The 20,731-nt window shown below is 64.4% G+C and carries 23 protein-coding genes; 7 read left to right on the forward strand and 16 right to left on the reverse strand.

The features are described 5' to 3' along the window. The first annotated feature begins 979 nt into the window (after positions 1-979). Positions 980-1,168 carry a hypothetical protein gene (locus tag Q1L59_RS14900; protein ID WP_300333651.1) on the forward strand — a complete coding sequence of 63 codons (189 nt, stop codon included), beginning with the start codon at positions 980-982 and terminating at the stop codon, positions 1,166-1,168. Positions 1,169-1,684: 516 nt separating this feature from the next. Here Q1L59_RS14900 and galU read toward each other — a convergent pair. The 14 genes from galU to fliF all read right to left on the reverse strand — a co-directional run bounded on the left by galU (position 1,685) and on the right by fliF (position 13,856). Next, entirely contained in the window at positions 1,685-2,554 is an 870-nt protein-coding gene (gene galU, locus Q1L59_RS14905) for a UTP--glucose-1-phosphate uridylyltransferase GalU (protein ID WP_300333654.1), read from the reverse strand. 177 nt (positions 2,555-2,731) lie between these two features. Continuing rightward, positions 2,732-3,517, reverse strand: a complete 786-nt coding sequence (fliR, locus tag Q1L59_RS14910) for a flagellar biosynthetic protein FliR (protein WP_300333657.1) — start codon at positions 3,515-3,517, stop codon at positions 2,732-2,734. 7 nt (positions 3,518-3,524) lie between these two features. Continuing rightward, positions 3,525-3,794 carry a flagellar biosynthesis protein FliQ gene (fliQ, locus tag Q1L59_RS14915; RefSeq protein WP_300333659.1) on the reverse strand — a complete coding sequence of 90 codons (270 nt, stop codon included), beginning with the start codon at positions 3,792-3,794 and terminating at the stop codon, positions 3,525-3,527. Further along, the gene (fliP, locus tag Q1L59_RS14920; RefSeq protein ID WP_300333662.1) at positions 3,791-4,546 is read right to left on the reverse strand and encodes a flagellar type III secretion system pore protein FliP; all 756 of its coding nucleotides are present in this window, start codon (positions 4,544-4,546) and stop codon (positions 3,791-3,793) included. The genes fliQ and fliP overlap by 4 nt, the downstream gene beginning before the upstream one ends. After that, a complete protein-coding gene (gene fliO / locus Q1L59_RS14925; protein WP_300333664.1) occupies positions 4,533-4,946 on the reverse strand; it encodes a flagellar biosynthetic protein FliO in 414 nt (137 codons plus the stop codon). The genes fliP and fliO overlap by 14 nt, the downstream gene beginning before the upstream one ends. Before the next feature lie 94 nt (positions 4,947-5,040). Next, positions 5,041-5,403, reverse strand: coding sequence for a flagellar motor switch protein FliN (fliN, locus tag Q1L59_RS14930; RefSeq protein ID WP_300333791.1), 363 nt, complete (start codon positions 5,401-5,403; stop codon positions 5,041-5,043). Between the two features lie 61 nt (positions 5,404-5,464). Beyond that, a complete protein-coding gene (gene fliM, locus Q1L59_RS14935) occupies positions 5,465-6,469 on the reverse strand; it encodes a flagellar motor switch protein FliM (RefSeq protein ID WP_300333667.1) in 1,005 nt (334 codons plus the stop codon). Between the two features lie 9 nt (positions 6,470-6,478). Next, a complete protein-coding gene (locus tag Q1L59_RS14940) occupies positions 6,479-7,036 on the reverse strand; it encodes a flagellar basal body-associated FliL family protein (protein ID WP_300333669.1) in 558 nt (185 codons plus the stop codon). Positions 7,037-7,118: 82 nt separating this feature from the next. Then, complete coding sequence (locus tag Q1L59_RS14945; RefSeq protein WP_300333672.1) at positions 7,119-8,225, reverse strand: flagellar hook-length control protein FliK; 1,107 nt, start codon at positions 8,223-8,225, stop codon at positions 7,119-7,121. Between the two features lie 57 nt (positions 8,226-8,282). Then, complete coding sequence (gene fliJ / locus Q1L59_RS14950; protein WP_300333675.1) at positions 8,283-8,729, reverse strand: flagellar export protein FliJ; 447 nt, start codon at positions 8,727-8,729, stop codon at positions 8,283-8,285. 25 nt (positions 8,730-8,754) lie between these two features. Beyond that, entirely contained in the window at positions 8,755-10,173 is a 1,419-nt protein-coding gene (gene fliI / locus Q1L59_RS14955; RefSeq protein WP_300333677.1) for a flagellar protein export ATPase FliI, read from the reverse strand. Continuing rightward, positions 10,170-10,904 (reverse strand): flagellar assembly protein FliH, encoded by a 735-nt coding sequence (locus Q1L59_RS14960; protein WP_300333679.1) that lies wholly within the window; start codon positions 10,902-10,904, stop codon positions 10,170-10,172. Before Q1L59_RS14960 ends, fliI begins: the two co-directional genes overlap by 4 nt. Before the next feature lie 212 nt (positions 10,905-11,116). Further along, entirely contained in the window at positions 11,117-12,115 is a 999-nt protein-coding gene (gene fliG / locus Q1L59_RS14965; protein WP_300333681.1) for a flagellar motor switch protein FliG, read from the reverse strand. Next, a complete protein-coding gene (fliF, locus tag Q1L59_RS14970; protein WP_300333683.1) occupies positions 12,105-13,856 on the reverse strand; it encodes a flagellar basal-body MS-ring/collar protein FliF in 1,752 nt (583 codons plus the stop codon). The genes fliG and fliF overlap by 11 nt, the downstream gene beginning before the upstream one ends. A gap of 123 nt (positions 13,857-13,979) precedes the next feature. On the opposite strand from fliF, the gene Q1L59_RS14975 reads away from it, so the two are divergent. From Q1L59_RS14975 to Q1L59_RS14990, 4 genes are all read left to right on the forward strand, one after another. Beyond that, positions 13,980-15,173, forward strand: coding sequence for an ATP-binding protein (locus tag Q1L59_RS14975; RefSeq protein ID WP_300333685.1), 1,194 nt, complete (start codon positions 13,980-13,982; stop codon positions 15,171-15,173). Beyond that, positions 15,163-16,554, forward strand: coding sequence for a sigma-54 dependent transcriptional regulator (locus tag Q1L59_RS14980; RefSeq protein ID WP_300333688.1), 1,392 nt, complete (start codon positions 15,163-15,165; stop codon positions 16,552-16,554). Before Q1L59_RS14975 ends, Q1L59_RS14980 begins: the two co-directional genes overlap by 11 nt. A gap of 76 nt (positions 16,555-16,630) precedes the next feature. Then, on the forward strand, positions 16,631-16,963 hold the full coding sequence (gene fliE, locus Q1L59_RS14985) for a flagellar hook-basal body complex protein FliE (RefSeq protein ID WP_300333690.1): 333 nt from the start codon (positions 16,631-16,633) through the stop codon (positions 16,961-16,963). A gap of 18 nt (positions 16,964-16,981) precedes the next feature. After that, positions 16,982-17,581, forward strand: a complete 600-nt coding sequence (locus Q1L59_RS14990) for a DUF4126 domain-containing protein (RefSeq protein ID WP_300333693.1) — start codon at positions 16,982-16,984, stop codon at positions 17,579-17,581. 37 nt (positions 17,582-17,618) lie between these two features. Here Q1L59_RS14990 and Q1L59_RS14995 read toward each other — a convergent pair whose 3' ends face one another. Then, entirely contained in the window at positions 17,619-17,942 is a 324-nt protein-coding gene (locus Q1L59_RS14995) for a hypothetical protein (RefSeq protein ID WP_300333695.1), read from the reverse strand. 132 nt (positions 17,943-18,074) lie between these two features. Here Q1L59_RS14995 and ylqF point away from each other — a divergent pair, with 132 nt between their 5' ends. Next, the gene (gene ylqF, locus Q1L59_RS15000; protein WP_300333696.1) at positions 18,075-18,974 is read left to right on the forward strand and encodes a ribosome biogenesis GTPase YlqF; all 900 of its coding nucleotides are present in this window, start codon (positions 18,075-18,077) and stop codon (positions 18,972-18,974) included. Beyond that, positions 18,947-19,867 (forward strand): acyltransferase, encoded by a 921-nt coding sequence (locus Q1L59_RS15005; RefSeq protein WP_300333698.1) that lies wholly within the window; start codon positions 18,947-18,949, stop codon positions 19,865-19,867. Before ylqF ends, Q1L59_RS15005 begins: the two co-directional genes overlap by 28 nt. A 56-nt stretch (positions 19,868-19,923) precedes the next feature. Here the strand turns inward: Q1L59_RS15005 and Q1L59_RS15010 are convergent, their stop codons facing one another. Continuing rightward, entirely contained in the window at positions 19,924-20,472 is a 549-nt protein-coding gene (locus Q1L59_RS15010) for a phasin family protein (protein ID WP_300333699.1), read from the reverse strand. Between the last annotated feature and the right edge of the window lie 259 nt (positions 20,473-20,731).

Consider the following 20,731-nt stretch of genomic DNA (forward strand, 5'->3'; position numbering starts at 1 on the left):
AAAGGCGGAAAGGCGAGTCGGCAGCCTCGCTTTCTACGCCACCGCAGAATTGTTCCCTTCCGCGCGACATCGGCGCCCGCTGCCCCGGGTGGCAGTGCTGAAACGAAAAATTCACAACCTCTGACTACTCCGATCACGCCGCCCATCTGCTCCGCCGCACCGCGTTCGCCGGCGGCCTCCATGGCCGGCGCTACAAACTCGTCTTCCGTGGCCAAAACGGGGCTACCTTGAACGCCACCACCGGGCTTTTCATGCTCCATTAGCTGAGGCTCAAACCGTCCTGCTCGCGGCCCAGCCTGTCGAGGGGCAATGGGCAGGCCGAGGCGTCTCTCGCACCGCCAAGTATCGCGCGAATCTCCCGCCGGCGGCTTCGGGTCTTTGGAAGAGGCTCGGCTGTGGGCCAACGACATCGTCCGCTGGTACAAAACACGGAGCACCTCCACAGCGGCTTCCGCTACGTGACGCCGGCCCCGCGCCAGCCTAATCCTGCTCGTTGGAGTGTGGCCGTAGTCGCAACTGGTCTGCTGCCGGCTTGGTCACCCTTAACGCTGGCCGGAAATCAGCGAAGCGCGATTGCGCCAGCACCACCGAAAGTATGCCAATCGCAGCGTGAGTTTCGGCGACAGCTATCTTGGCACTTGGAGAAGGGGGCATCTGCAGAACGAACTGAGTCCGGATGGCCAGGAGGCTTGCCTGTATTGCCACTCACCGAGTCAGCAACTCAAGTAAGATGCGGTGCGCGCAATTCGGTGCGCGTTTCGAGGCCGGATTGCAGCAGATGAGCGATGGCCTGCTAGAGCTCAGGAGAGAAAAACGCCACGACAGGTTCCTGGAACATCTCGGCCGACTCAAGCAGAGGACCTTGGCGCCAGCCAGCACTATAGGGTCAAGGTGGTCACCGAGGAAACCGGCAAGACGGTGGCAGCGATCACTTTGCAGAAGGTGCCGGTCCCCGGACGAGAGCCGGGAACCCCGGCGCTTGCTGCGTGCATGCCTGCACACCAACGAGTTCTCCTCGGGTGAAGTGAAGCTCTGGCGGACCTACTCGATGCTCACCGACCTGGAGAGTGTGTGCCGGAGTCTGAAAGGTAAGCTCGGCATGCGACCGATCTATCACAAGCGGGACGCGCGCTCGGACGGACATCTGATCATTACCGTGCTCGCCTAGCAGTGCGTTCAGTTTCTGCGCGTCAGACTCAAGGCCGCGGGAATCACCGACAGTTGGGCGACCCTGCGCGGGATATTCTGTGCGTCCAGCGCCGGGTGACCGCGATCTTCAACCAGTGCGACGGACGCTCGCTGCATGGGCGCAAAGCCACCGCCGCCGAACTCGGCCTGCTGGCAATCTATCGCGCGCTCCGCGTCAGCGCCGCACTCCGCGCAACGAGGAAACTGATCAGGTGAATCACAGATTGCGCGCTTGTGGTGCGACGCGCGCATTTCGTCGCAGGCGAGGCATTGATGCATCGAGCGATGCTTGTTGGCCCGCTAAACAGGGGTTGGGGCCGTGACCAGCGCGCATCCGGTCGAGCGCAGGCGTGGCGCAAGGCTTGCGGGCAACTACTGAGCGCCCCCTTCCGCCTTCGTGTCGATCTTGCGTGCGAGTGCTGTTCTGCTGTCGCCGGTTCGTGCGGCGCCTGCTTGTCGCCTGGCGCAGCAGCGGCTTGCGGCGAGCTCCTCGTTCTTACGTCACATACTTCGCCAGCAGCCGTCGCAAATCGTCAGCCAGTTCCGGGTGGCGGAGGCCGAAGGCGATGGTGGCGTCCAGGTAGCCGAGCTTGGAGCCGCAGTCGTAGCGTGTGCCGCGGTAGCGGTAGGCGAGGACCTGTTCCTCGGCAAGCAGTGCACCGATGCCGTCGGTAAGCTGGATCTCGCCACCGGAGCCTTTGCCGATGTGGGCGAGGTGATGAAAGATGCGCGGCGTCAGTACGTAGCGCCCGACGACGGCTAGCGTCGAGGGCGCTTTCGCCGGTTCGGGTTTCTCGACGATGCTGCTGATGTGTTCGACGCCGCCGCTCAACGGCTGGCTGTCAACGATGCCGTAGCTCTTGGTATGCGCGCGCGGCACGTTCTGGACGCCGATCACGGAGCAGTGGTGTTCGGCATGAACGTCCACCATCTGGCGCATCACCGCGGGCTCACCGTCGAGCAGGTCGTCGGCGAGGAGTACGGCGAAGGGCTCGTTGCCAACGACCGGTTTGGAACAGAGTACGGCGTGACCCAGGCCAAGCGCCTCGGACTGGCGGATGTAGATGCAGTTGATGTCCTTCGGCAGCAGGTTGCGCACGAACTCGAGCATTTCGGTCTTGCCGCGCCGCTCGAGCTCGGCTTCGAGTTCGTAAGCTTTGTCGAAGTGATCTTCGATCGAACGTTTCGAGCGGCCGGTGACGAAGATCATGTCGGTGATTCCGGCCGCTGCGGCTTCCTCGACGGCGTACTGGATCAGCGGTTTGTCGACGATCGGCAGCATCTCTTTCGGGCTGGCCTTGGTGGCAGGGAGGAAGCGAACGCCCAGTCCGGCGACTGGGAAGACCGCTTTGGTAACTCTTTTCATATGCTCGGCAACTCCCTGCAACTCGGTGAATGGAAACTCTTCCGGCACGGGCCGATGAGGGGATGTTGCGGACTCGTCGGGAATCCGCCCTTAAATTGGCTGGATAGTATATTCCGCTTGTTGCCGTTGCGGACAAAATGCATCGCTGGTGTGGCTCGGCCGGTCGCATTGCCGTGGCTACAGCATGCGCGGCGACAGGTTGCCGATCATTGAGCGCAGGCCGAGTTCGAAGAGCTGCTGCAATGGTTGGCTCAGGTAGGGCAGGGCAACGATCAAGCTGGCGAAGCCGAGTGCCAGGGTGAGCGGGAAGCCAATGGCCATCAGGTTGAGTTGTGGCGCTGCCCGGCTGAGCACGGCGAGCGCGAGGTTGGTGATCATCAGGGCAACGAGGATGGGCAGCGCGAGGAAAAGCCCCGACGAGAAGATGATGCTGCCTGCCTGCGCCAGTTTATGCCAGCTGGTCGGGTCTGCGCTTTGAATTCCGATCGGGATCAGCGCGAAGCTCTGGGCGAGCGTGGCGATGACCATCAGGTGGCCATTGATCGACATGAAGACGAGCAGCGCGAGCAGACCGAGAAATTCAGAGATGACGGCCGTCTGACCAGCGGTCTGCGGATCGTAGGCGCTGGCGAAACCTAGCCCCATTTGCATGCTGATCATTTCGCCGGCGAGGTCGACGGCGGTGAAGACGAGGCGCATGGCGAAACCCATGGCGAGGCCGATCAGCATTTGCTGGGCGAGAATCAGGAGCCCGGCTGCCGATCCCGGGGCGAGCGGCGGGATTGGCGGCAGTATGGGGGTGATGGCGAAGGTGATTGCCAGGCCGGCGGCGAGCCGGACGCGCAGCGTCAGCGCCGGGTTGCTGAACGGCGGGGCGGCAGCCAGGATGGCCAGGATGCGCGCCAAGGGGAAGAAGAAGGCGCTTACCCAGGCGTTGATCTCGTTGGCCGAGAGACTGATCACGCGGCAGTCAGCCGATGAAGAGGGGAATGCTTTCGAGCAGTCGCCGCATGTAGTCGACCATCAATTGCAGCATCCACGGTCCGGCCAGGATGAGGACGAGGAACATGCCGACCAGCTTGGGTATGAACGACAGCGTCTGTTCGTTGATCTGCGTCGCCGCCTGGAAGACGCTGATCACCAGGCCGATGAGCAGCGCAGCGAGGAGCAGCGGTGCTGACAGGAGCAGCGTCATTTCGATCGCCTGCCGACCGATATCCATGACCAGTTCGGGCGTCATGCGGCGAAGCTCGCCATCAGCGAGCCGAGCAGAAGGTGCCAGCCGTCGACGAGGACGAAAAGCATCAGCTTGAAGGGCAGCGAGACCATCACGGGCGACATCATCATCATGCCCATCGACATCAGCACGCTGGCCACGACCATGTCGACGATGAGAAACGGGATGAAGATGATGAAGCCGATCTGGAAGGCGGTCTTCAGTTCGCTGGTGACGAAGGCCGGGATGAGCAGGCGCATGGGCACATCGTCGGCGGTCTGGAAACGCGGGGCGTTGGTCATCCGGGCGAAGAGGGCAATATCAGCCTCGCGCGTCTGCTTGAGCATGAACTTGCGCAGCGGAACGGCGCCGCGTTCGATCGCCTGCAGATAGGTAATCCGGTTTTCGGAGAGAGGGACGTACGCGTCCGTGTAGACCGTGTCGAGCACCGGCGACATGATGAAGAAGGTGAGAAAAAGCGAAAGCCCGAGAAGAACCTGGTTGGGTGGCGAGGTCTGGGTGCCCAGCGCGTGCCGGAGCAGCGAAAGGACAATGATGATGCGGGTGAAGCTGGACATCATCAGCAAGGCGGCGGGAATGAAGGTGAGCGCCGTCAGTGTGAGGAGCGTCTGTATCGATAGCGTGTAGGTCTGACTAGCGCCGGGTCCGGGCGTGCTGGTGAAGGCGGGCAGGCCGCCGCCGGCTTGTGCCCAGACGGCGAGAGGCATGAGGAGCGCGGCAGGCAGGAGGAAGACGATCGCTCTAGCTGCCTTCATTCTTGCGTTCCGAGAGCTGCCTCAGCCATAGCGCAAAGCGTTGATCGGCAGCGGACGGCGCTTGCAGCTCGCCTTTCGGGAGTGTGTGCAGCGTTCGGATCTGGCCTGGTACCAGGCCGATGACGAGCCAGGTGTCAGCGATTTCGACGAGGACGATTCTCTCGCGGGCGCCGACGATCAAGCCGCCGACGATCCGCAGTGGTCCGCTACTGCCGAAGCCGCGTCCACCGTTGAGTCGGCGGAGGAGAAAAGCGGCCAGGAAGAGGACGCCAATGACCAGGACAAGGCCGAGGACGGTCTGTAGCATGGCTGTGGTCGACACGCCGGGATCGCCGCTGGCCGCCTGTGCCCAGGCGCCGCCTGGCAGGAGTGCGGTGCAGGCGCGTACTAAATGCGACATCACGAGCCTGGTGCCGGCGCGGCTGGCGTTCGCCTGGCAGATCACGCCACCCGGCTGGCCAATCCGGCCGTGTTCTGCCGAAGCAGCGGGAGGCTCAGTGGCCGATTCTGCGCGCACGTTCGGAGGGGGTAACGATGTCGGTCAGGCGAATGCCGAACTTGTCGTTGACGACGACCACCTCGCCCTGGGCGATCAGTGTGCCATTGACATAGACGTTGAGCGGCTCGCCGGCCAGCGCATCGAGCTCGACCACCGAGCCGTGCGCAAGTTGCAGAAGGTTCTTGATGGTGATCTTGGTGCGCCCGAGTTCGACCGAAATCTGGACCGGGATGTCCAGGATCATGTCGAGCTCATTCATCAGCGAAGGCTTGCCGCCGGGATCGTCGAAACTCGGAAAGATGTTCGCCGTCTGCGGGCCGGCCGCCGAGGCGGCATCGCTGAGCGCCTGTTCGGCCATCGCGGCTGCCCAGTCGTCGTCGATGCTGCTGCCCGGCGGGTCTTCCGGCTCGTCCGCTGTCTTAGCCACGCAGTTCTCCCAGCGGCGCTTCCTCGCCATCGGTGGCGATGAAACGCTCGACCTTCAAGGCGTATTGGCGACCCTGTTGGCCATAACGACATTCGATCAGCGGAACCTCGTCGACCAGGGCGACGATCGTTTCGGGAATGTCGATCGGGATCACATCGCCGACCTGCATGTTGAGGATATGGCGCAGGGTGACCGTGGTCGTCGCCAATTGCGCGCTGATTTCGACTTCTGCGTTCTTCAACTGCCTGCGCAGCATGATGATCCAGCGCCGGTCGGTCGACAACTGATCGCTCTGCATCGCGCTGTAGAGCAGGTCGCGGATCGGTTCGATCATCGAATACGGGAAGCAGATGTGCATGTCAGCGCTCGATCCGCCGAACTCCAGAGAAAAGCTCGTTGAAACGACAATTTCGGAAGGCGTGGCGATGTTGGCGAACTGCGAATTCATTTCCGAGCGGACGTACTCGAAACTCAGTTCGTATACCGGCTTCCATGACCGAGTGTACTCGGTGAAGACGACGGAAAGCAATCCCTGGATGATGCGCTGCTCGGTGGCGGTGAAATCGCGTCCTTCGACCCGGGTGTGAAACCGCCCGTCGCCGCCGAACATGTTGTCGACGACGAGAAAGACCAGGCTGGGGTCGAAGACGAAGAGTGCCGTGCCGCGCAGTGGCTTGGCGGTGACCAGGTTGAGGTTGGTCGGCACGACCAGATTGCGCGTGAATTCGCTGTACTTCTGAACGCGGATCGAGCCGACCGAAATCTCGGTGCTGCGGTGCATGTAGTTGAACAGGCCGATCCGCAGGTAGCGTGCGAAGCGTTCGTTGACCAGTTCGAGCGTCGGCATCCGCCCACGGACGATCCTTTCCTGCGTCCCGAGGTTGTAAGGGCGTGGCCCGCCATCGATTTCTTCCCCGCTTTCCGGCTCCTCGGCGTCGCCGGTGACTCCCTTGAGGAGGGCGTCTACCTCGTCTTGGGAGAGGAAATCCGTGCTCATTGTGGCTGGCTACTGAATGATGAACGAAGTGAACAGGACGTCGCGGATCGGCCCTTCTCTTTTCTTGTTTTTCGCCGCCGGGTCGAGGATATGGTTCATCTGGTCCTTGATCTCTTCGGCGAGACGCTGCTTGCCTTCCTTCGCGATCAGCTCGGACGCCTTCTTGCTCGACAGGAGGAGCGTGATGTCGTTGCGCAACTTGGGCATATACACCTTGAGCTGGTCGCCGGTTTGCGCATCCTCGACCTCGACCGCGGCAATCAACTGCAGGAACTGGTCGCCATTTTCCGGTACGAGGTTGACGGTAAAGGCGTCGAGCGCGACGTAGATCGGCGCTGCTTCGCGATCGACCTTCTTCTTCTTGACCGGCTTTGCCTTCTCGACCGCAGCTTCGCCGTTTTCCTCGTCGTGTTCAGGGCTGCTCTTGAGCAGGAAGAAAGCGGCTGTGCCGCCCAGCGCGAGGACGAGAACGACCGCGGCGACGATGATGATCAGCAGCTTCTTGCTGCTCTTCGCCGGGGTAGCTTCGGCGCTGTCCCCGGCGGGCTTGCTATCCTTGGTGGCCATCGAGCACTTCTCTCCCTGATTTGCTGGTCAGCCTGTTTCGTTTGCGCTTCGCGTGCTTCAGGCAAGGCGGCGGGCGCAGTGCCTACACGAAGAGGTCGACCAGCGCGTTGCCGCGCCGGATGGCCAGCGTGTGCGCCGCCTGCCCGGTGCCCGAAGCAATGCCAAGTATAGCGTCATCACCTCTTCGCCGGGGAGACTGCGATGCGTCCTCGCGTGCGGTCGGTGGCTGACGATCGGACTCGCTGCCGACGGTAACCTGGCCAAGCTGGACGCCAGCGCCGGCCAACAGTTCACGCAGCCGCGGCAGCGAATTTTCGATGGCGCTACGCACATCGGCGTTGGCCGACGCGAAGTGCGCGCTGGTTACCTCGCGGTCGATGCTCAGGGTGATTTCGACCTGTCCCAATTGTGCCGGGTTGAGCGTCAGTTGCGCTTGCTGCCGGTCGTTGTCGGCGAACCACAACAGTTTCTGCGCGAAGTCGTCGGTCCAGGCCGGATGCCCGAGCGGTGTTGCCACGTGCTGTGCGGGATGCCCGTCGACGGGGGCGGGCGAAGGATGCGCGCCGTTCGGCATGGGCAGCAGCGCGCCGAGCGGCGGCGAGCTGGACTCTGCTGTGGCGGTTTGGCGGCTGTCCGGTTCTGCCCCGGCAAGGCTGAAAGCGGCAAGTTTTGCCGCCCGTGGCTCGGTGGTGGCCGCTGCCGCAAGCAGCGTTTGCCGGCCGTCGGCGGCGCTCCCAGCGCTTGCGGCGTCGCGTAGGGCCGCTTCGTCGGTCAAGGGCGCGAGCAGCCGAACCGTACCGGCGGGCGCCGGATCTTCGTTCGGCAAGCCGCTGGTGGCCGCCTCGCCGAGTGCGCTGGCGACGCCAATGCGGGCGGTCGGTATCGCCGCGGCCAGGGTGACGAACCGCAAGGGCGTTGCTGCCTGGCCGGCTGCCTGCACCGCCAGGGCATCGGCAAGACCCGGCGTGGGCGGCGCATCGGCAAGTATCTGCGCGGTCGCGTCTGTCTGGTTTTGGTCCTCCGGCGGCTTCTGGCTGCTCCGCGTGTCGACGGCAAAGGCGGCGAGCAGACTGGCGAAATCGGCGACCACGGCGCCCAGGTCGGCGCTCGGTGCTTCATCCGTCCGGCTGCCGGCGGTGGTCGCCGCGAGGGACGAGGCGGTAAGTTGCGAAACGATGGAGATCGTCATGATCGTTCTTCTGGGCGGACGTAGTGCAGACTTTGAAGCAAGTCCCGTGCCAGCGCTTCACTGCTCCTCGCTGCCGTTTCCGCGGCGTGCTGCGTGTTCGTCCTGCACCTTCTGCTCCTGGCGCGTTTCCTGGCGCGCTTGCTGCAGCCGATGGCGCGTGGCCAAGGCGTCGAAGGCTTTCAGCTTGATCTGCTGCTGCTGCCATTCGAGCTGGCCGGCGACGGTTTGCGTTTCGTGGCGGCGGACAACCTGTGCCTGCTGCTCGATCGCTTCGTCGAGGCGGTCGAGGAACTGCTGGAAGTTGAGCCATTGTGGCTGCCCGATGCCGTTCTGCACGGCCTGACGGAAGCGCGCCGAGTACTCGTCGCGATACTGTTTCAGCAGCGCATGCTTGCCCTTCTCGCTTTGCTCGGCGGCAATCAGGCGGGCGAGCCGCTGCGTCGCGGCGTCGCTGCGGGTTTGCATCAGTTCGAGCACGGTCTGCAGGGCGAAGGGTTTGCTCATCGTGGACAGTCACCGGTGGCGCGTTTCAGGTGGCGCGCGCAAAGAGCGTCTGGAGGTCAGCGAGACTGCTCGTAAAGTCGGCGCGTTGGCTGAGCGCTTGCTGCAAGAGGGTCTCGAAGCGCGGGTAGAAGGCAATCGCCTGGTCGACCTGGGGATCGGAGCCGGCAACGTAGGCGCCAACGCTGATCAGGTCGCGCGAGCGCTGGTAGCGTGAAAACAGGCTCTTGAATCGGCGAATCAGTTCGAGGTGCTCGGGGCTGACCAGACTGACCATGGCGCGCGAGATCGATTGCTCGATGTCGATCGCCGGGTAGTGTCCGGCATCGGCGAGCGCCCGCGAGAGGACGATGTGCCCATCCAGGATGGCGCGCGCTGCGTCGGCAATCGGATCCTGCTGGTCGTCGCCTTCGGCGAGGACGGTATAGAAGCCGGTGATCGAGCCGCCCCCCTCGAGCCCGTTGCCGGCACGCTCGACCAGTTGCGGCAGGCGCGCGAAGACCGATGGCGGGTAGCCGCGGGTGACCGGTGGTTCGCCGATGGCGAGCGCGATTTCGCGCTGCGCCATCGCGTAGCGGGTCAGCGAATCCATGATCAGGAGGACGTGCCGACCGCGATCGCGAAAATACTCGGCGATGCTCGTCGCATAGGCGGCGCCCTGCAGGCGCATCAGCGGACTGACATCAGCCGGTGCGGCAACGACGACGGAACGGCGCAGCCCGTCGTCGCCAAGAATCTGCTCTATGAACTCCTTGACTTCGCGTCCGCGCTCGCCGATCAGGCCGACGACGATGACCTCGGCTGCGGTGTAGCGCGCCATCATGCCGAGAAGGACGCTCTTGCCAACGCCCGATCCGGCGAACAACCCCATGCGCTGCCCGCGCCCGACGCAGAGCAGTGCGTTGATCGCGCGCACCCCGACATCGAGGACATGGTCGATCGGCGCGCGCGACATCGGGTTGAACGGTCGGCTTTGCAGTGGGCGAAGCGCGCCGGCCTGCAGCGGGCCAAGTCGATCGAGTGGCCGTCCGGCGCCGTCGAGCACGCGACCGAGGAGTTCATCGCCGACCGGAACGAGCTTTGCGCGGTCGATCGAACGGCGCCGTGCGGGTGGCGGTTGACCGACCTGTGGTGGCCGGTTGCGCGTTTCCAGCGCGACGACGCGAGCGCCCGGCGAGAGGCCGTAGACATCGTCCGAGGGCATCAGGAAGAGCCGTTCGCCGTTGAAGCCGACGACCTCGGCTTCGATCGGCGAGCCGCCGGTCGGCATGATCCGGCACGAGCTGCCGAGCGGCAGCTTGAGTCCCGACGCTTCCATGACCAGGCCGTTGATCCGTGTCAGGTGTCCGCTGGGGAGCAGCGAACTGGCCTGGCGCGCGGCCTGCCGGCAGCCGACGAGAAAGCTCTGCCAGGCGGCCAGATGCGGGTTTTTGCCGGGGTCGCTCATTGCCCGCGATCGCGTGCGGATGGCTCGCCCTTCGCCAGCCACTCCGGGTTGATGCCGATCGCTTCGATGACGCGCCGCCAGCGCGTTTCGAGCGTGGCGTCAACCTCGCTTGCGCCGAGTTCAACCCGGCAACCGCCCGGGGTCAGCGCTGCGTCGTCGAGGATGCGCCAGTGACTGTGCGCGAGTTGCTCGCCAAGGTGAGTGCGGATCAGACTGGCGTCGTCCGGATGGGCAAACAGGAGCGGCTGCCCGTGATGCGGATGAAGCGTCGTCACCGCTTCCCTGACTACCGGTAGCAGCAGTTCGGGGCGGACGCGCAGACTCGAGCGGAGAACCTGATTGGCGATTTCGAGAGCCAACGCGAGCAGTTCGTCGGCCACCGTCTGGTCGATGGCGGCCAGCGCCTCGGGTAGCTTGTCGAGGACGCTGGCGAGTTGTCCGGCGATCGCCTGGGCGGCGCCGAGGCCCGCCTGGTAGCCGGCCGCGTAGCCCGCATCGTGTGCCTCGCGATGCATACGCTCGATCTCTTCGGCCGTTGGCAGAACGATCGCGTGCTCCTCGACCGGGCTCTCTTCCGTCGGCCGAATCTCGACCGGTTCGGCGCTGGGCGCGACGGCTTCGGGTGCCGATGGCGGCGGTTCATGCGGTGTGGCGTCCGCCTGCTCGTCGAAGGCTGCCACCTCCCAGCGCTGGTAAGCGGTCAACTTTTCCTTGGGGATCCACGGGTTCATCGACGATCCGTGGCGGCGAACGGGTAGATGCTCGCTTTCTCGCGTTGGGGCACGTGTGCACCGTGCCACCGGCCGCTGCGCTCATCGACTCGCTTGTCCCGATTTTCCAGCTTGTCCATCATGCGTTCTCTTGCTGTCTGTCGTTGCGTATGGCCGGTTCGCCGCCGGTCAGCGCGTCGATCGATCGACGCGCGTCGACGACCTGCCGGGGCTCAGACCATTTCCTCGTTACCGGCGCCGCCGAGGACGATCTGTCCCTCGTCGGCCAGACGGCGGACGATCTTCAGGATCTCTTTCTGTTCGGCTTCGACTTCGGAAAGGCGCACCGGGCCACGTGAATCCAGGTCCTCGCGCAGCATTTCGGATGCGCGCTGCGACATGTTGCGGAAAATCTTTTCGCGCAGAGCCTCGTTGGCGCCTTTCATGGCGAGGATCAGCGATTCGGACTGGATTTCGCGCAGCAGAAGCTGTATCGCCCGGTCGTCGAGGTCGAGCAAGTTTTCAAAGACGAACATTTCGTCTAGGATTTTCTGCGCCAGGTCCGGATCGTACTCGCGAATCGAATCGAGCACCGTGGTTTCGTTGGCAGTTCCCATGAAGTTGAGGATCTCGGCGACTGTCCGTACGCCGCCCATGGCCGATTTCTTGATGCTGGCGGAACCGGAAAGCAGGCGGAGCATGACGTCGTTCAATTCCTTGAGGGCTTCCGGCTGGATGCCTTCGAGCGTTGCGATGCGCAGGACGACATCGTTGCGCAGCCGGTCGGAAAACTGGTTGAGGATGTCGCTCGTATGGTCGTGCGCCAGGTGTACGAGGATCGTTGCAATGATCTGCGGATGTTCATTCTTGATCAGGTCGGCAACGGTTGGCGCATCCATCCATTTCAGCCCTTCGATGCCGTTGGTATCGCCTGGTTGGAGGATGCGTGAGATCAGGTTGGACGCCTTGTCGTCGCCGAGCGCTTTGGTCAGCACCGAACGAACGTAGGCGTCGGCATTGACATGCACCGCCGCCGAGTCCTCGGCGATCTGCTGAAAGTCGTCGACCACCTGTTCGACGCGCGTACGCGCCACCGACTTGAGCGCGGCCATCGCCTGCCCGATTTTCTGCACCTCCTTCGGTCCGAGGTACTTGAGCACCTCGGCAGCGTAATCCTCGCCGAGCGCGACGAGCAGGATCGCACTCTTTTCGATGCCGTCTTCAGCCGCCATTGGCACCCATCCATTCCTTGATGATGTTGGCTACCGCCTGCGGGTCCTGCTGGGCCAGAGCGCGCGCGCGGGTCAGCTTCTTTTCGAGCAGTTCGGCGGCTGTCGGAACGTGTTTCACCGGCTCCTCGGCTTCGCCTTCTTCCTCGTCGGCGATCACGTCGATCTGACCACCGGCAGCCGCTCGTTCGCCTGGCGGACGCTCGAGCATCGTCCGGATCAGCGGGCGAACGACGCCGAGCAGTAGATAGGCGACGATGGCGGCAATCACGCCGTACTTGATCAGATCCTTGGCCAGTGAGACGGTTTCCGGATCGCGCCAGGCAGGCAGACCCTCTTCCTTTTCGACGACGGTGAACGGCGCGTTGGCGACCGATATCGTGTCGCCGCGGTCCTTGTTGAAGCCCATGGCTTCCTTGACCAGGTCGCTGATCTGCTTCAGCTCGGCGTCGGGCAGCGCACGGTTGGCCGGTTTGCCGTCCTTGCCGATTTCCTTGCGCTGATTGACGACGACGGCCGCCGAAAGGCGTCTGATCGTGCCGACCGATTGCTTGACATGGCGAATCGTTTTGTCGATCTCGTAGTTGATCGTCGAATTCTTGCTTGTGCTGATTGGCTGGGCAACGCTGGCGATCGGCGCCTGAACGCCCGCCGCGTTGATCTGGCCGGGCAAGGGCTGGCCGGGTGCAGCAGTGCCACCGGCGCCGGCGACCGGCGGCTGGGTGAGCGGCGCGCTGGCCGGCACCGGCGGCTGGTTGCTGAGCGCGCCGGGAACCCCCTGGGCTGTTGGACTGGTGCTCGCCGTCTCGCTCGTCTGCTGACTACGAATGCTGATGTCGGGCGGCGTCGTGTTCGGCCGATGCGTTTCCGCTGTCTGTTCGCTTTGCGAAAAATCGATGTCGGCGGCAATCTGTACGCGCGCGTTGCCTGGGCCGACGAGCGGCGCCAGGATGTCCTCGACGCGCTTGATGATGCTCGCTTCCACCTCCTGAACGTACTTGACCTGCGTCGGGTCGAGCCCGGCCTCAAGCAACTTGCTCTTCATCTGCGAGAGCAGCGCGCCGCTCTGGTCGAGCAAGGTGACGTTGGCCGCGCTCAGTTGCGGCACGCTGGCGGCAACCAGATTCTGGATGCCGGCAATCTGCACCGGTTCCAGCGCGCGGCCCGGGTAGAGGTTGAGCAGGACCGAGGCCGATGGCTTGAGTTCTTCACGCATGAAGACCGTTGGTTTGGGAATCGCCAGATGGACGCGCGCGGCCTGGACCGCGGCGATCGACTGGATCGTCCGCGCCAGCTCACCTTCCAGGCCGCGTTGGTAGTTGATCTGCTCGGCGAACTGACTGATGCCGAATTTCTGTCCCTCCATCAACTCGAAGCCGACCGCGCTGCCGCGCGGTAGGCCCTGTGCGGCCAGACGCAGGCGGACGTCATGCACGCGCTGGGCGGGAACCAGGATGGCGCTGCCCGATTCGTTGAAGCGGTAAGGGACGTTCATCTGCTCCAGCGTGGCGATGATCGCGCCACCATCGCGCTCGCCGATATTGGAGAAGAGAACTCGGAAGTCGCTCTGCCGAAAGAGTATCGTCGCCGTGACCAGCAGCGCTATGACGGCTGCCAGGGCGACCATCAGGATGATCTTCTGCTTGTTGCTCAGACGCGCCAGCGCTTCGCGGGCGCGGCTCAGCAGGCTGTCCGCGGCGGCCGCGTTGGTCGTTTCTAGGCTCTCGGTTCCGGCTGCCGCCATGCTCGTGTGACGTCGAAGAGCCTGCAATCAAGCAGGCAAGAAGCAAAAAAGCTGATAATTACAATGCTATATTGTAGCGGTTAATGGCGGCTGACTCTTCATTCAATGAGCAAAGTAGCATAAATGACAACGGTCACACGCGAAGCGCAGGAGCTGCAAAAGGCGTTCGACGTTTTCAACCAGGTTTCATTGGCTCTCAGCGAGTCGTACCAGGCGCTGCAGACGCGCGTCGAGTCGCTGACCAACGAACTGGCCGTCGCCAACGGCGAGTTGCGCCGGCAGTACGAGGAAAAGGAAGCGCTGTCCGAGCGCCTGGCGCTGCTGCTCGACGCGCTGCCAGCGGGGGTCGTCGTGCTTGACGGCGAGGCGCGGGTCAGCGAGGCGAATCCGGCTGCGCGCGCGCTCTTCGGTCTGGCGGTCATCGGCCGACGCTGGCCCGAACTGGCGCGCCAGCGGCTGGCGGCGACCGAGGCTCCGGACGAGTGGCTGTGCGCTGCGCGCCGCCTGGCGATCACTGAGAGCGCGCTCGACTCGGCCGGCGGGCGGATTCTGCTGATCCACGACGTCACCGCGGCGCATGCTTTGAAGAGCGAGCTGGAACGTAACCGGCGTCTGGCCGCGATGGGCGAAATGGCGGCGGCGCTCGCCCATCAGTTGCGCACGCCGCTCGCCACCGCCTTGCTCTACAGCGCCAACTTGGCGCAGGCGGAGCTTGGCGCGGCGGCGCGCGTGCGCTTTGCGGAAAAGGCGACGGCGCAGCTCAAACGCCTCGAACGCCTGATCCAGGATGTGCTGCTCTTTGCCCGCGGCGAGCGTATCGGGCGCGATCGTGTGTCGCTGCGCGAACTGTTCGGCGAAGCGACACAGAGCGTCGAAGCCTTGTTTCGCGAGCAGGGCGTCAGCTTCCGGGTGCTCGGAGCGACCGGCGAGGCGGGTGCGGCGGTCATCGTCGGCAGCCGCAAGGCGCTCGCCGGGGCGCTGGTCAATTTACTGGAAAATGCGCTGCAGGCGTGCTCGGCGGGTGGCGACGTGACGCTTGCCGGCGAGTGGCAGGCGGGGCAGGTGGCGATCAGCGTGCGCGATAGCGGCGCCGGGATTGCGCCGGAGATCCAGGGGCGAATCTTCGAACCGTTCTTTACGACGCGGGGTCAGGGCACCGGCCTGGGCCTGGCGATTGCGCTGGCCGTCGTGCGCTCGCACGGCGGAACGATGCAGCTCAGGTCGGTGCTCGGCCACGGCTGCGAGTTCGTCATCGCGCTACCTTCCTCGCCAGCGGGAGAAGCGATTGATTCAACGGATGAATCCGATGGAACATGAAATGCCGATCCTGGTCGTCGAGGACGACGCGGCGTTGCGCGAGGCGATTTGCGACACGCTTGAGCTGGCCGGACAGACGGTTCTCGCAGCCTGCGGCGGCAACGCGGCGCTCGATGTGCTCGAGCGCCGCGCAGTCGCGCTGGTACTCAGCGACGTGCGTATGGTGCCGGTCGATGGCATCACTTTGCTCAAGGAGATCCGCCGGCGTCAGCCGCACCTGCCGGTCGTCCTGATGACCGCCTTTGCTGACGTCGACCGCGCGGTCGAGGCGATGCGCGCCGGGGCGTGCGACTTTCTGCTCAAACCCTTCGAGCCGCCGGCGCTGCTCGAGCATGTGCGACGCTACCGTTTGCCGGCGGGCGGCAATGAAGCGGGAATCGTCGCGCTCGATCCCGCCAGCCAGAACCTGTTTGCGCTCGCCCGACGCGTCGCGCAGAGCGATACGACCGTTCTCCTCAGTGGCGAAAGCGGTGTCGGCAAGGAGGTCATCGCGCGTTTCATTCATCAGCACTCGGCGCGCAGCAAGGGGCCGTTCGTCGCCATCAACTGCGCGGCGATTCCCGATACCTTGCTCGAGGCGACGCTCTTCGGGCATGAAAAGGGCGCTTTCAGCGGGGCGCAGCAGGCGCAAGCGGGCAAATTCGAGCAGGCGCAGAACGGCACATTGCTCCTCGACGAGGTGACCGAAATGCCGCTTGCCCTGCAGGCCAAACTGTTGCGCGTCCTGCAAGAGCGCGAAGTCGAACGGGTTGGCGGCAAGAAGCCGATTGCGCTCGACATTCGCATCATCGCAACCTCGAATCGCGACATGGCCGAGGCGGTGGCAAAGGGGCTGTTTCGCGAGGATTTGTTCTACCGCTTGAACGTCTTTCCGCTGCTGATTCCGTCGCTGCGTCGGCGCAGCCGTGACATCGTTCCGCTCGCGCTGCATTTCCTGGCCGAGCACGGTGGGCGTGCCGGGCGACCAGGTCTACGCCTGTCAGCGGCAGCCGAGGCCGCTCTCGAGCGGCATCCGTGGCCGGGCAACGTGCGGGAGCTGGAAAACGTCATGCAAAGGGCATTGATCCTGGCCAGTGGCGAACTCGTCGAGGTCGACGATCTGCATCTGACGGGTGAGTTCCTGCGCCCCGTCGGGGCGTCGCTGGCGGATGCTGGCGCGGTGGCGCCGGCACCCGCCAGCCAGGGCGCGGACGGCGCGCTGCCGGCGGCGCAGGCCGAGCGTGGCGACAGCTTGCGCGAGCGCGAGCGGGCGCATATTCTGGAAACCTTGGCCGCCAGCGGTGGATCGCGTAAACTTGCTGGCGAACGCTTGGGCATGCCCGAGCGCACCTTGCGCCACAAGTTGCGCAAGTATCGCGAGGAGGGCTTTCTGAAGGACTGAGGTCGGCAGTCCCGGCCGCCTGGGTATGAGGCATGCTCCTTGCTTCTTCTTGCCTGGATAGCGTTCGGAGATCAGGATGGACACCAGGGGAATCGATCAGATGTTGGGTATGCTGCGCGCCACGTCGGCTGCCGCCAGCGGCGGGCCAGCCGAACCGGCGGGCGCGGCGGTGGGCGCGCCGGGCGGGACGGACTTCGCGCAGGTCTTGCAGAACTCGATCGCCGCGGTCAGCCAGACGCAGCAACAGGCGGAAGCGATGGCGGCAAATTTTGCCGCCGGCAACAACTCCGAGAACCTGCACGAGGTGATGCTTGCCTTGCAGAAGGCCAGTCTGTCGTTTCAGGAGATGGTGCAGGTGCGTAACAAGCTGGTCTCGGCGTATCAGGATGTCATGAACATGCAGATCTGAGGTCGGAGGTAAACGGCGATGGGTTCGTGGCCGCTTGACCTGACCGGTCTGCTGGCGATTGCCGCCGGCCTCGGCTGGGCTTCCGGAATTCGCCTGTACGCGACGCTGTTCGTCGTCGGCCTGGCTGGCAACCTGGATTGGGTGAGCCTGCCCGAAGGCTTGCGCGTGCTGCAGCACCCGTGGGTTCTCGGCGCGTCGGGCCTGATGTTGTTGGTCGAGTTCCTGGCCGACAAAGTGCCCTGGATAGACTCGCTGTGGGACGGCGTGCACAGCTTCATCCGCATACCGGCCGGCGCCGCTCTGGCGGCGATGGCCTTTGGCGGACAGGGTGTCGAGTGGCAGACGGCAATGGGCATCGTCGGCGGTGGGCTGGCCGCCGGCGCGCATTTTGCCAAGGCGGGAACGCGCGCGGCGGTCAATGCCTCACCCGAGCCTTTCAGCAATCTCGCCGTGTCGTTCGCCGAAGACTCGCTGGTCCTTTTCGCCTTGTGGCTGATGTTTGCCCATCCTTGGCTGTTGCTCGTTCTTCTCGCCGCTTTCCTGGCCTTGCTCGTCTGGCTGTTGCCGAAAGTGTTTCGCCTGTTGGGCGGCTGGCGCCAGGCGCAGCGTCGCGCCTGAGCCGGCGGACGCCGGACGGTACTCGTCGGCAAGCGGCCTAAGCCATGCGGGCGGCAGCCCAGACCATTCCCCCGCCGATCGCGCCCAGCGAGACGGCGAGCAGTAGCGCACAGCCTGCCCGATAGGCGTACGGACGGCAGGTGCGGTCGGCCAGCGCGAGGAGGTGCAGCGCACCCCAGAGGACAGCCAGGCCGACGATCAGCGCGATGGCGAGCACCTGCACTTCGCCTGAGTCGACCGATGGCATGCGCTTCTCGCGCCAGGGCAGGGCGAGAAAAACGCCGAAAATCCAGAAGAGTGCGCTGCTCCCGCCGGCGCAGAGCAGGGCGACACCGCGCGTGATCCATTTTTCCATCATCATCCTTTTGTTCGGGTCTGGGCTGCCCGTCACGGTGGAACTTCTTCAGCGCACTGCCGATAACTCCGGGCGGCACAGCAGGACCGGGCAAGCGGTGGGATAATCGCATTTTTCAGTCAGCAATTCGAGCTTCCAATGACCATTCAGTGGTATCCCGGTCACATGGCTGCGGCGCGCAAGAAGGCCGAGGAGATGATGGCGTCGATCGACGTCGTGATCGAACTGGTCGATGCACGGTTGCCGGAAGCCAGCACCAATCCGCTCGTGCGTCAGCTCCGTCTGCAGCGCCAGCGGCCGTGTCTGAAGGTGCTGAACAAGGCTGATCTGGCCGATCCGCGGGTCACCCGCGCGTGGATCGCGCATTACGATGGCCAGGAGGGAATGCGCGCGCTGGCCCTTTCGTGCCGCAACGCAGCCGAGGTGGCGCGCCTGCCGGCGCTCTGCCAGAACCTGGCGCCGCATCGCAACGACAATGTGAAGCCGCTGCGCATGATGATCATGGGCATACCGAACATCGGCAAGTCGACGCTGATGAACGCGCTGCTCAAACGCAGGCTGGCCAAGGTCGGCGACGAGCCGGCGATCACCCGGGCGCAGCAGACGACGCAGATCGGTCCGCGGCAGTGGATCACCGATACGCCAGGGCTGCTCTGGCCGCGCATCGAGCATCCCAGCGACGGCCTGATGCTTGCGGCTAGCCACGCGATCGGACGCAACGCGATGGTCGACGACGAGGTGGCGCAGTTCCTGGCCGGTGTGCTGCTCGCGCGCTACCCGGATCTGCTCGCCCGGCGATACAGTTGGACCGCCGGTGCGCTCAGCGCTCTCGATCCACTCGGCGTGATCGAAGCGATCGCCGTCCAGCGCGGACTGCGTCTGCGTGGCGGAGTGGCCGACCTGGAGAAGGCGGCGAGCGTCCTGGTGCAGGACTACCGGTCCGGTCTGCTCGGCCGGATCAGTCTGGAAACGCCGACAACGCGCGGGGAAATGCTGCTTGGAACGGATCGATGCGCAGAACTCTCGGCGGCACACTGACCGGTCTGCTCAGCGCCCTGTTGCTCGCGCTCAACTCTCTGATCTGGGTGCCACTTCTGCTGCTGCTTGCCCTGGTCAAACTTCTCCTGCCTAGTCGCGCCGTCCGCCTGCGACTCGATCCGGTGTTGATCGGGATTGCCGAAGCGTGGATACGTTGCAACGGTGCCTGGATGCAGCTTACCCAGAAAACGGCCTGGGATATCGCCGGGCTCGACGGGCTCGCAGCGCGCGGCTGGTATCTGGTGAACTGCAATCATCAGTCCTGGGCCGACATCTTCGTTCTCCAGCGGGTGCTGACGCGACGGATTCCGCTGCTCAAGTTCTTCCTCAAGCAGCAGTTGGTCTGGGTGCCAGTGATGGGGCTGGCCTGGTGGGCACTGGATTTTCCGTTCATGCGCCGGCACAGCGAAGAGACGCTGGCCAAGCACCCGGAATTGCGCGCGCGCGACCAGGAGGCCACACGTCTGGCGTGCGAGAAGTTCGCGCTGATTCCGACCAGTGTGATGAACTTCTGCGAAGGGACGCGCTTCACGCCAGCCAAACACGCGCGCCAGCAATCGCCGTACCGACATCTGCTCAAGCCGAAGGCGGGCGGTATCGCGCTGGCGCTCAACGTCATGGGCGAGCGCTTCGCCGCCATCCTCGACGTTACCATCGTCTATCCCGAAGGCGCGCCGAACTTTTGGCAGTTTCTCTGCGGCAGCATGCGGCAGGTCGTCGTTCGGGTACACCGGCAGCCGGTCCCACGCGAACTGGCGAAGGGCAACTACGTCGGCGATCCGGCCGTGCGTCAAGCGTTTCAGGTCTGGCTGCAAGAACTTTGGCGCGCGAAGGACGAAGAAATCGGGCGCCTGCTCGCCGAAAAGGTGACCACTGCCGGCCGTGGCGCTTGACTGGTGTGGCCGGCGAGATCCTCCGCTCGCTTTGCTGCGAGTTGCCTTCCGGCAGCCTAGGCGCTGGCGCGCACGGCGCGCGTCACCGCGCAGGCGCTTGCCGCGACGCAGGCTTCCGTCGCCTCCGCCCATTGCCGGGCGCTGCGGTTGGCTACCCGCAGCGTGCAGTCGGCGGCCGAAAGGGCACACTTGGCGGTGGCCTGGGCGAACCAGAATCCGGCCGGCGAGTTTTGCCGGCTACGCTCGACGAGCGGCGATAGCGACGCCGCAAGGGAGGCATTGAGTTCCGCCTGTCGAGTTTCGGCCAATTTGATCAGTTGCTCCTGCACGTGGGCCGCAATCTCATAGAGGCTGCGCGAGTAGGAGAGCAGCTTTTCGAGCACGGGGCGGCGACAGGTCCGGCTGAGCGCAAGCGCGTCAGTCAGGTCGCGCACCTCAGCCAGCGAGCCTTGCTGTGCGGCAGCGCTTTCGACGAGCGAACGCGTCGAATTCAGGTTGAGGCTGATCAGGTGTTCCGAACCGTCGAGCGCTGTGCGCACCACGTCAGCCAGGACATCGATCGTCGTTCCGCGTTTGTCGATGATTCGTTGGTGGGCGGGTGGCATGGTGGACTCCGGCAAACGTGATGAAGAGGCGTCTGCTCGCAAAAAGCGGGTCGTCGCTCATTTTGGACTTGCTCCGAGGTGATCGGATCGACGCTATTTGTTGCGGTGCAGCATGAGGCTAGCCTAGCGCGTATCGGCTGCTGAGTCAAGGATCTTGTGCGGGAATTTTGCGATTCAGCGCTCCCCCTCGAGCGCTCCGGCTCCGGCGTCATGGCCGGGCCTGCGGGACCGCTCGTTGCAAGAGCGCAACTGGCGGTCC

The sequence above is a fragment of the Accumulibacter sp. genome (genome assembly GCF_029255125.1).
Classification (GTDB): domain Bacteria; phylum Pseudomonadota; class Gammaproteobacteria; order Burkholderiales; family Rhodocyclaceae; genus Accumulibacter.

Excerpts from the sequence above, each read along its gene's own strand:
- galU (WP_300333654.1), bottom strand. The coding sequence starts at position 2,554 with ATGAAAAGAGTTACCAAAGCGGTCTTCCCAGTCGCCGGACTGGGCGTT.
- fliQ (WP_300333659.1), bottom strand. The coding sequence starts at position 3,794 with ATGACGCCCGAACTGGTCATGGATATCGGTCGGCAGGCGATCGAAATG.
- fliP (WP_300333662.1), bottom strand. The coding sequence starts at position 4,546 with ATGAAGGCAGCTAGAGCGATCGTCTTCCTCCTGCCTGCCGCGCTCCTC.
- fliO (WP_300333664.1), bottom strand. The coding sequence starts at position 4,946 with ATGTCGCATTTAGTACGCGCCTGCACCGCACTCCTGCCAGGCGGCGCC.
- fliN (WP_300333791.1), bottom strand. The coding sequence starts at position 5,403 with ATGGCCGAACAGGCGCTCAGCGATGCCGCCTCGGCGGCCGGCCCGCAG.
- fliM (WP_300333667.1), bottom strand. The coding sequence starts at position 6,469 with ATGAGCACGGATTTCCTCTCCCAAGACGAGGTAGACGCCCTCCTCAAG.
- Q1L59_RS14940 (WP_300333669.1), bottom strand. The coding sequence starts at position 7,036 with ATGGCCACCAAGGATAGCAAGCCCGCCGGGGACAGCGCCGAAGCTACC.
- Q1L59_RS14945 (WP_300333672.1), bottom strand. The coding sequence starts at position 8,225 with ATGACGATCTCCATCGTTTCGCAACTTACCGCCTCGTCCCTCGCGGCG.
- fliJ (WP_300333675.1), bottom strand. The coding sequence starts at position 8,729 with ATGAGCAAACCCTTCGCCCTGCAGACCGTGCTCGAACTGATGCAAACC.
- fliI (WP_300333677.1), bottom strand. The coding sequence starts at position 10,173 with ATGAGCGACCCCGGCAAAAACCCGCATCTGGCCGCCTGGCAGAGCTTT.
- Q1L59_RS14960 (WP_300333679.1), bottom strand. The coding sequence starts at position 10,904 with ATGAACCCGTGGATCCCCAAGGAAAAGTTGACCGCTTACCAGCGCTGG.
- fliG (WP_300333681.1), bottom strand. The coding sequence starts at position 12,115 with ATGGCGGCTGAAGACGGCATCGAAAAGAGTGCGATCCTGCTCGTCGCG.
- fliF (WP_300333683.1), bottom strand. The coding sequence starts at position 13,856 with ATGGCGGCAGCCGGAACCGAGAGCCTAGAAACGACCAACGCGGCCGCC.
- Q1L59_RS14975 (WP_300333685.1), top strand. The coding sequence starts at position 13,980 with ATGACAACGGTCACACGCGAAGCGCAGGAGCTGCAAAAGGCGTTCGAC.
- Q1L59_RS14980 (WP_300333688.1), top strand. The coding sequence starts at position 15,163 with ATGGAACATGAAATGCCGATCCTGGTCGTCGAGGACGACGCGGCGTTG.
- fliE (WP_300333690.1), top strand. The coding sequence starts at position 16,631 with ATGGACACCAGGGGAATCGATCAGATGTTGGGTATGCTGCGCGCCACG.
- Q1L59_RS14990 (WP_300333693.1), top strand. The coding sequence starts at position 16,982 with ATGGGTTCGTGGCCGCTTGACCTGACCGGTCTGCTGGCGATTGCCGCC.
- Q1L59_RS14995 (WP_300333695.1), bottom strand. The coding sequence starts at position 17,942 with ATGATGATGGAAAAATGGATCACGCGCGGTGTCGCCCTGCTCTGCGCC.
- ylqF (WP_300333696.1), top strand. The coding sequence starts at position 18,075 with ATGACCATTCAGTGGTATCCCGGTCACATGGCTGCGGCGCGCAAGAAG.
- Q1L59_RS15005 (WP_300333698.1), top strand. The coding sequence starts at position 18,947 with ATGCGCAGAACTCTCGGCGGCACACTGACCGGTCTGCTCAGCGCCCTG.
- Q1L59_RS15010 (WP_300333699.1), bottom strand. The coding sequence starts at position 20,472 with ATGCCACCCGCCCACCAACGAATCATCGACAAACGCGGAACGACGATC.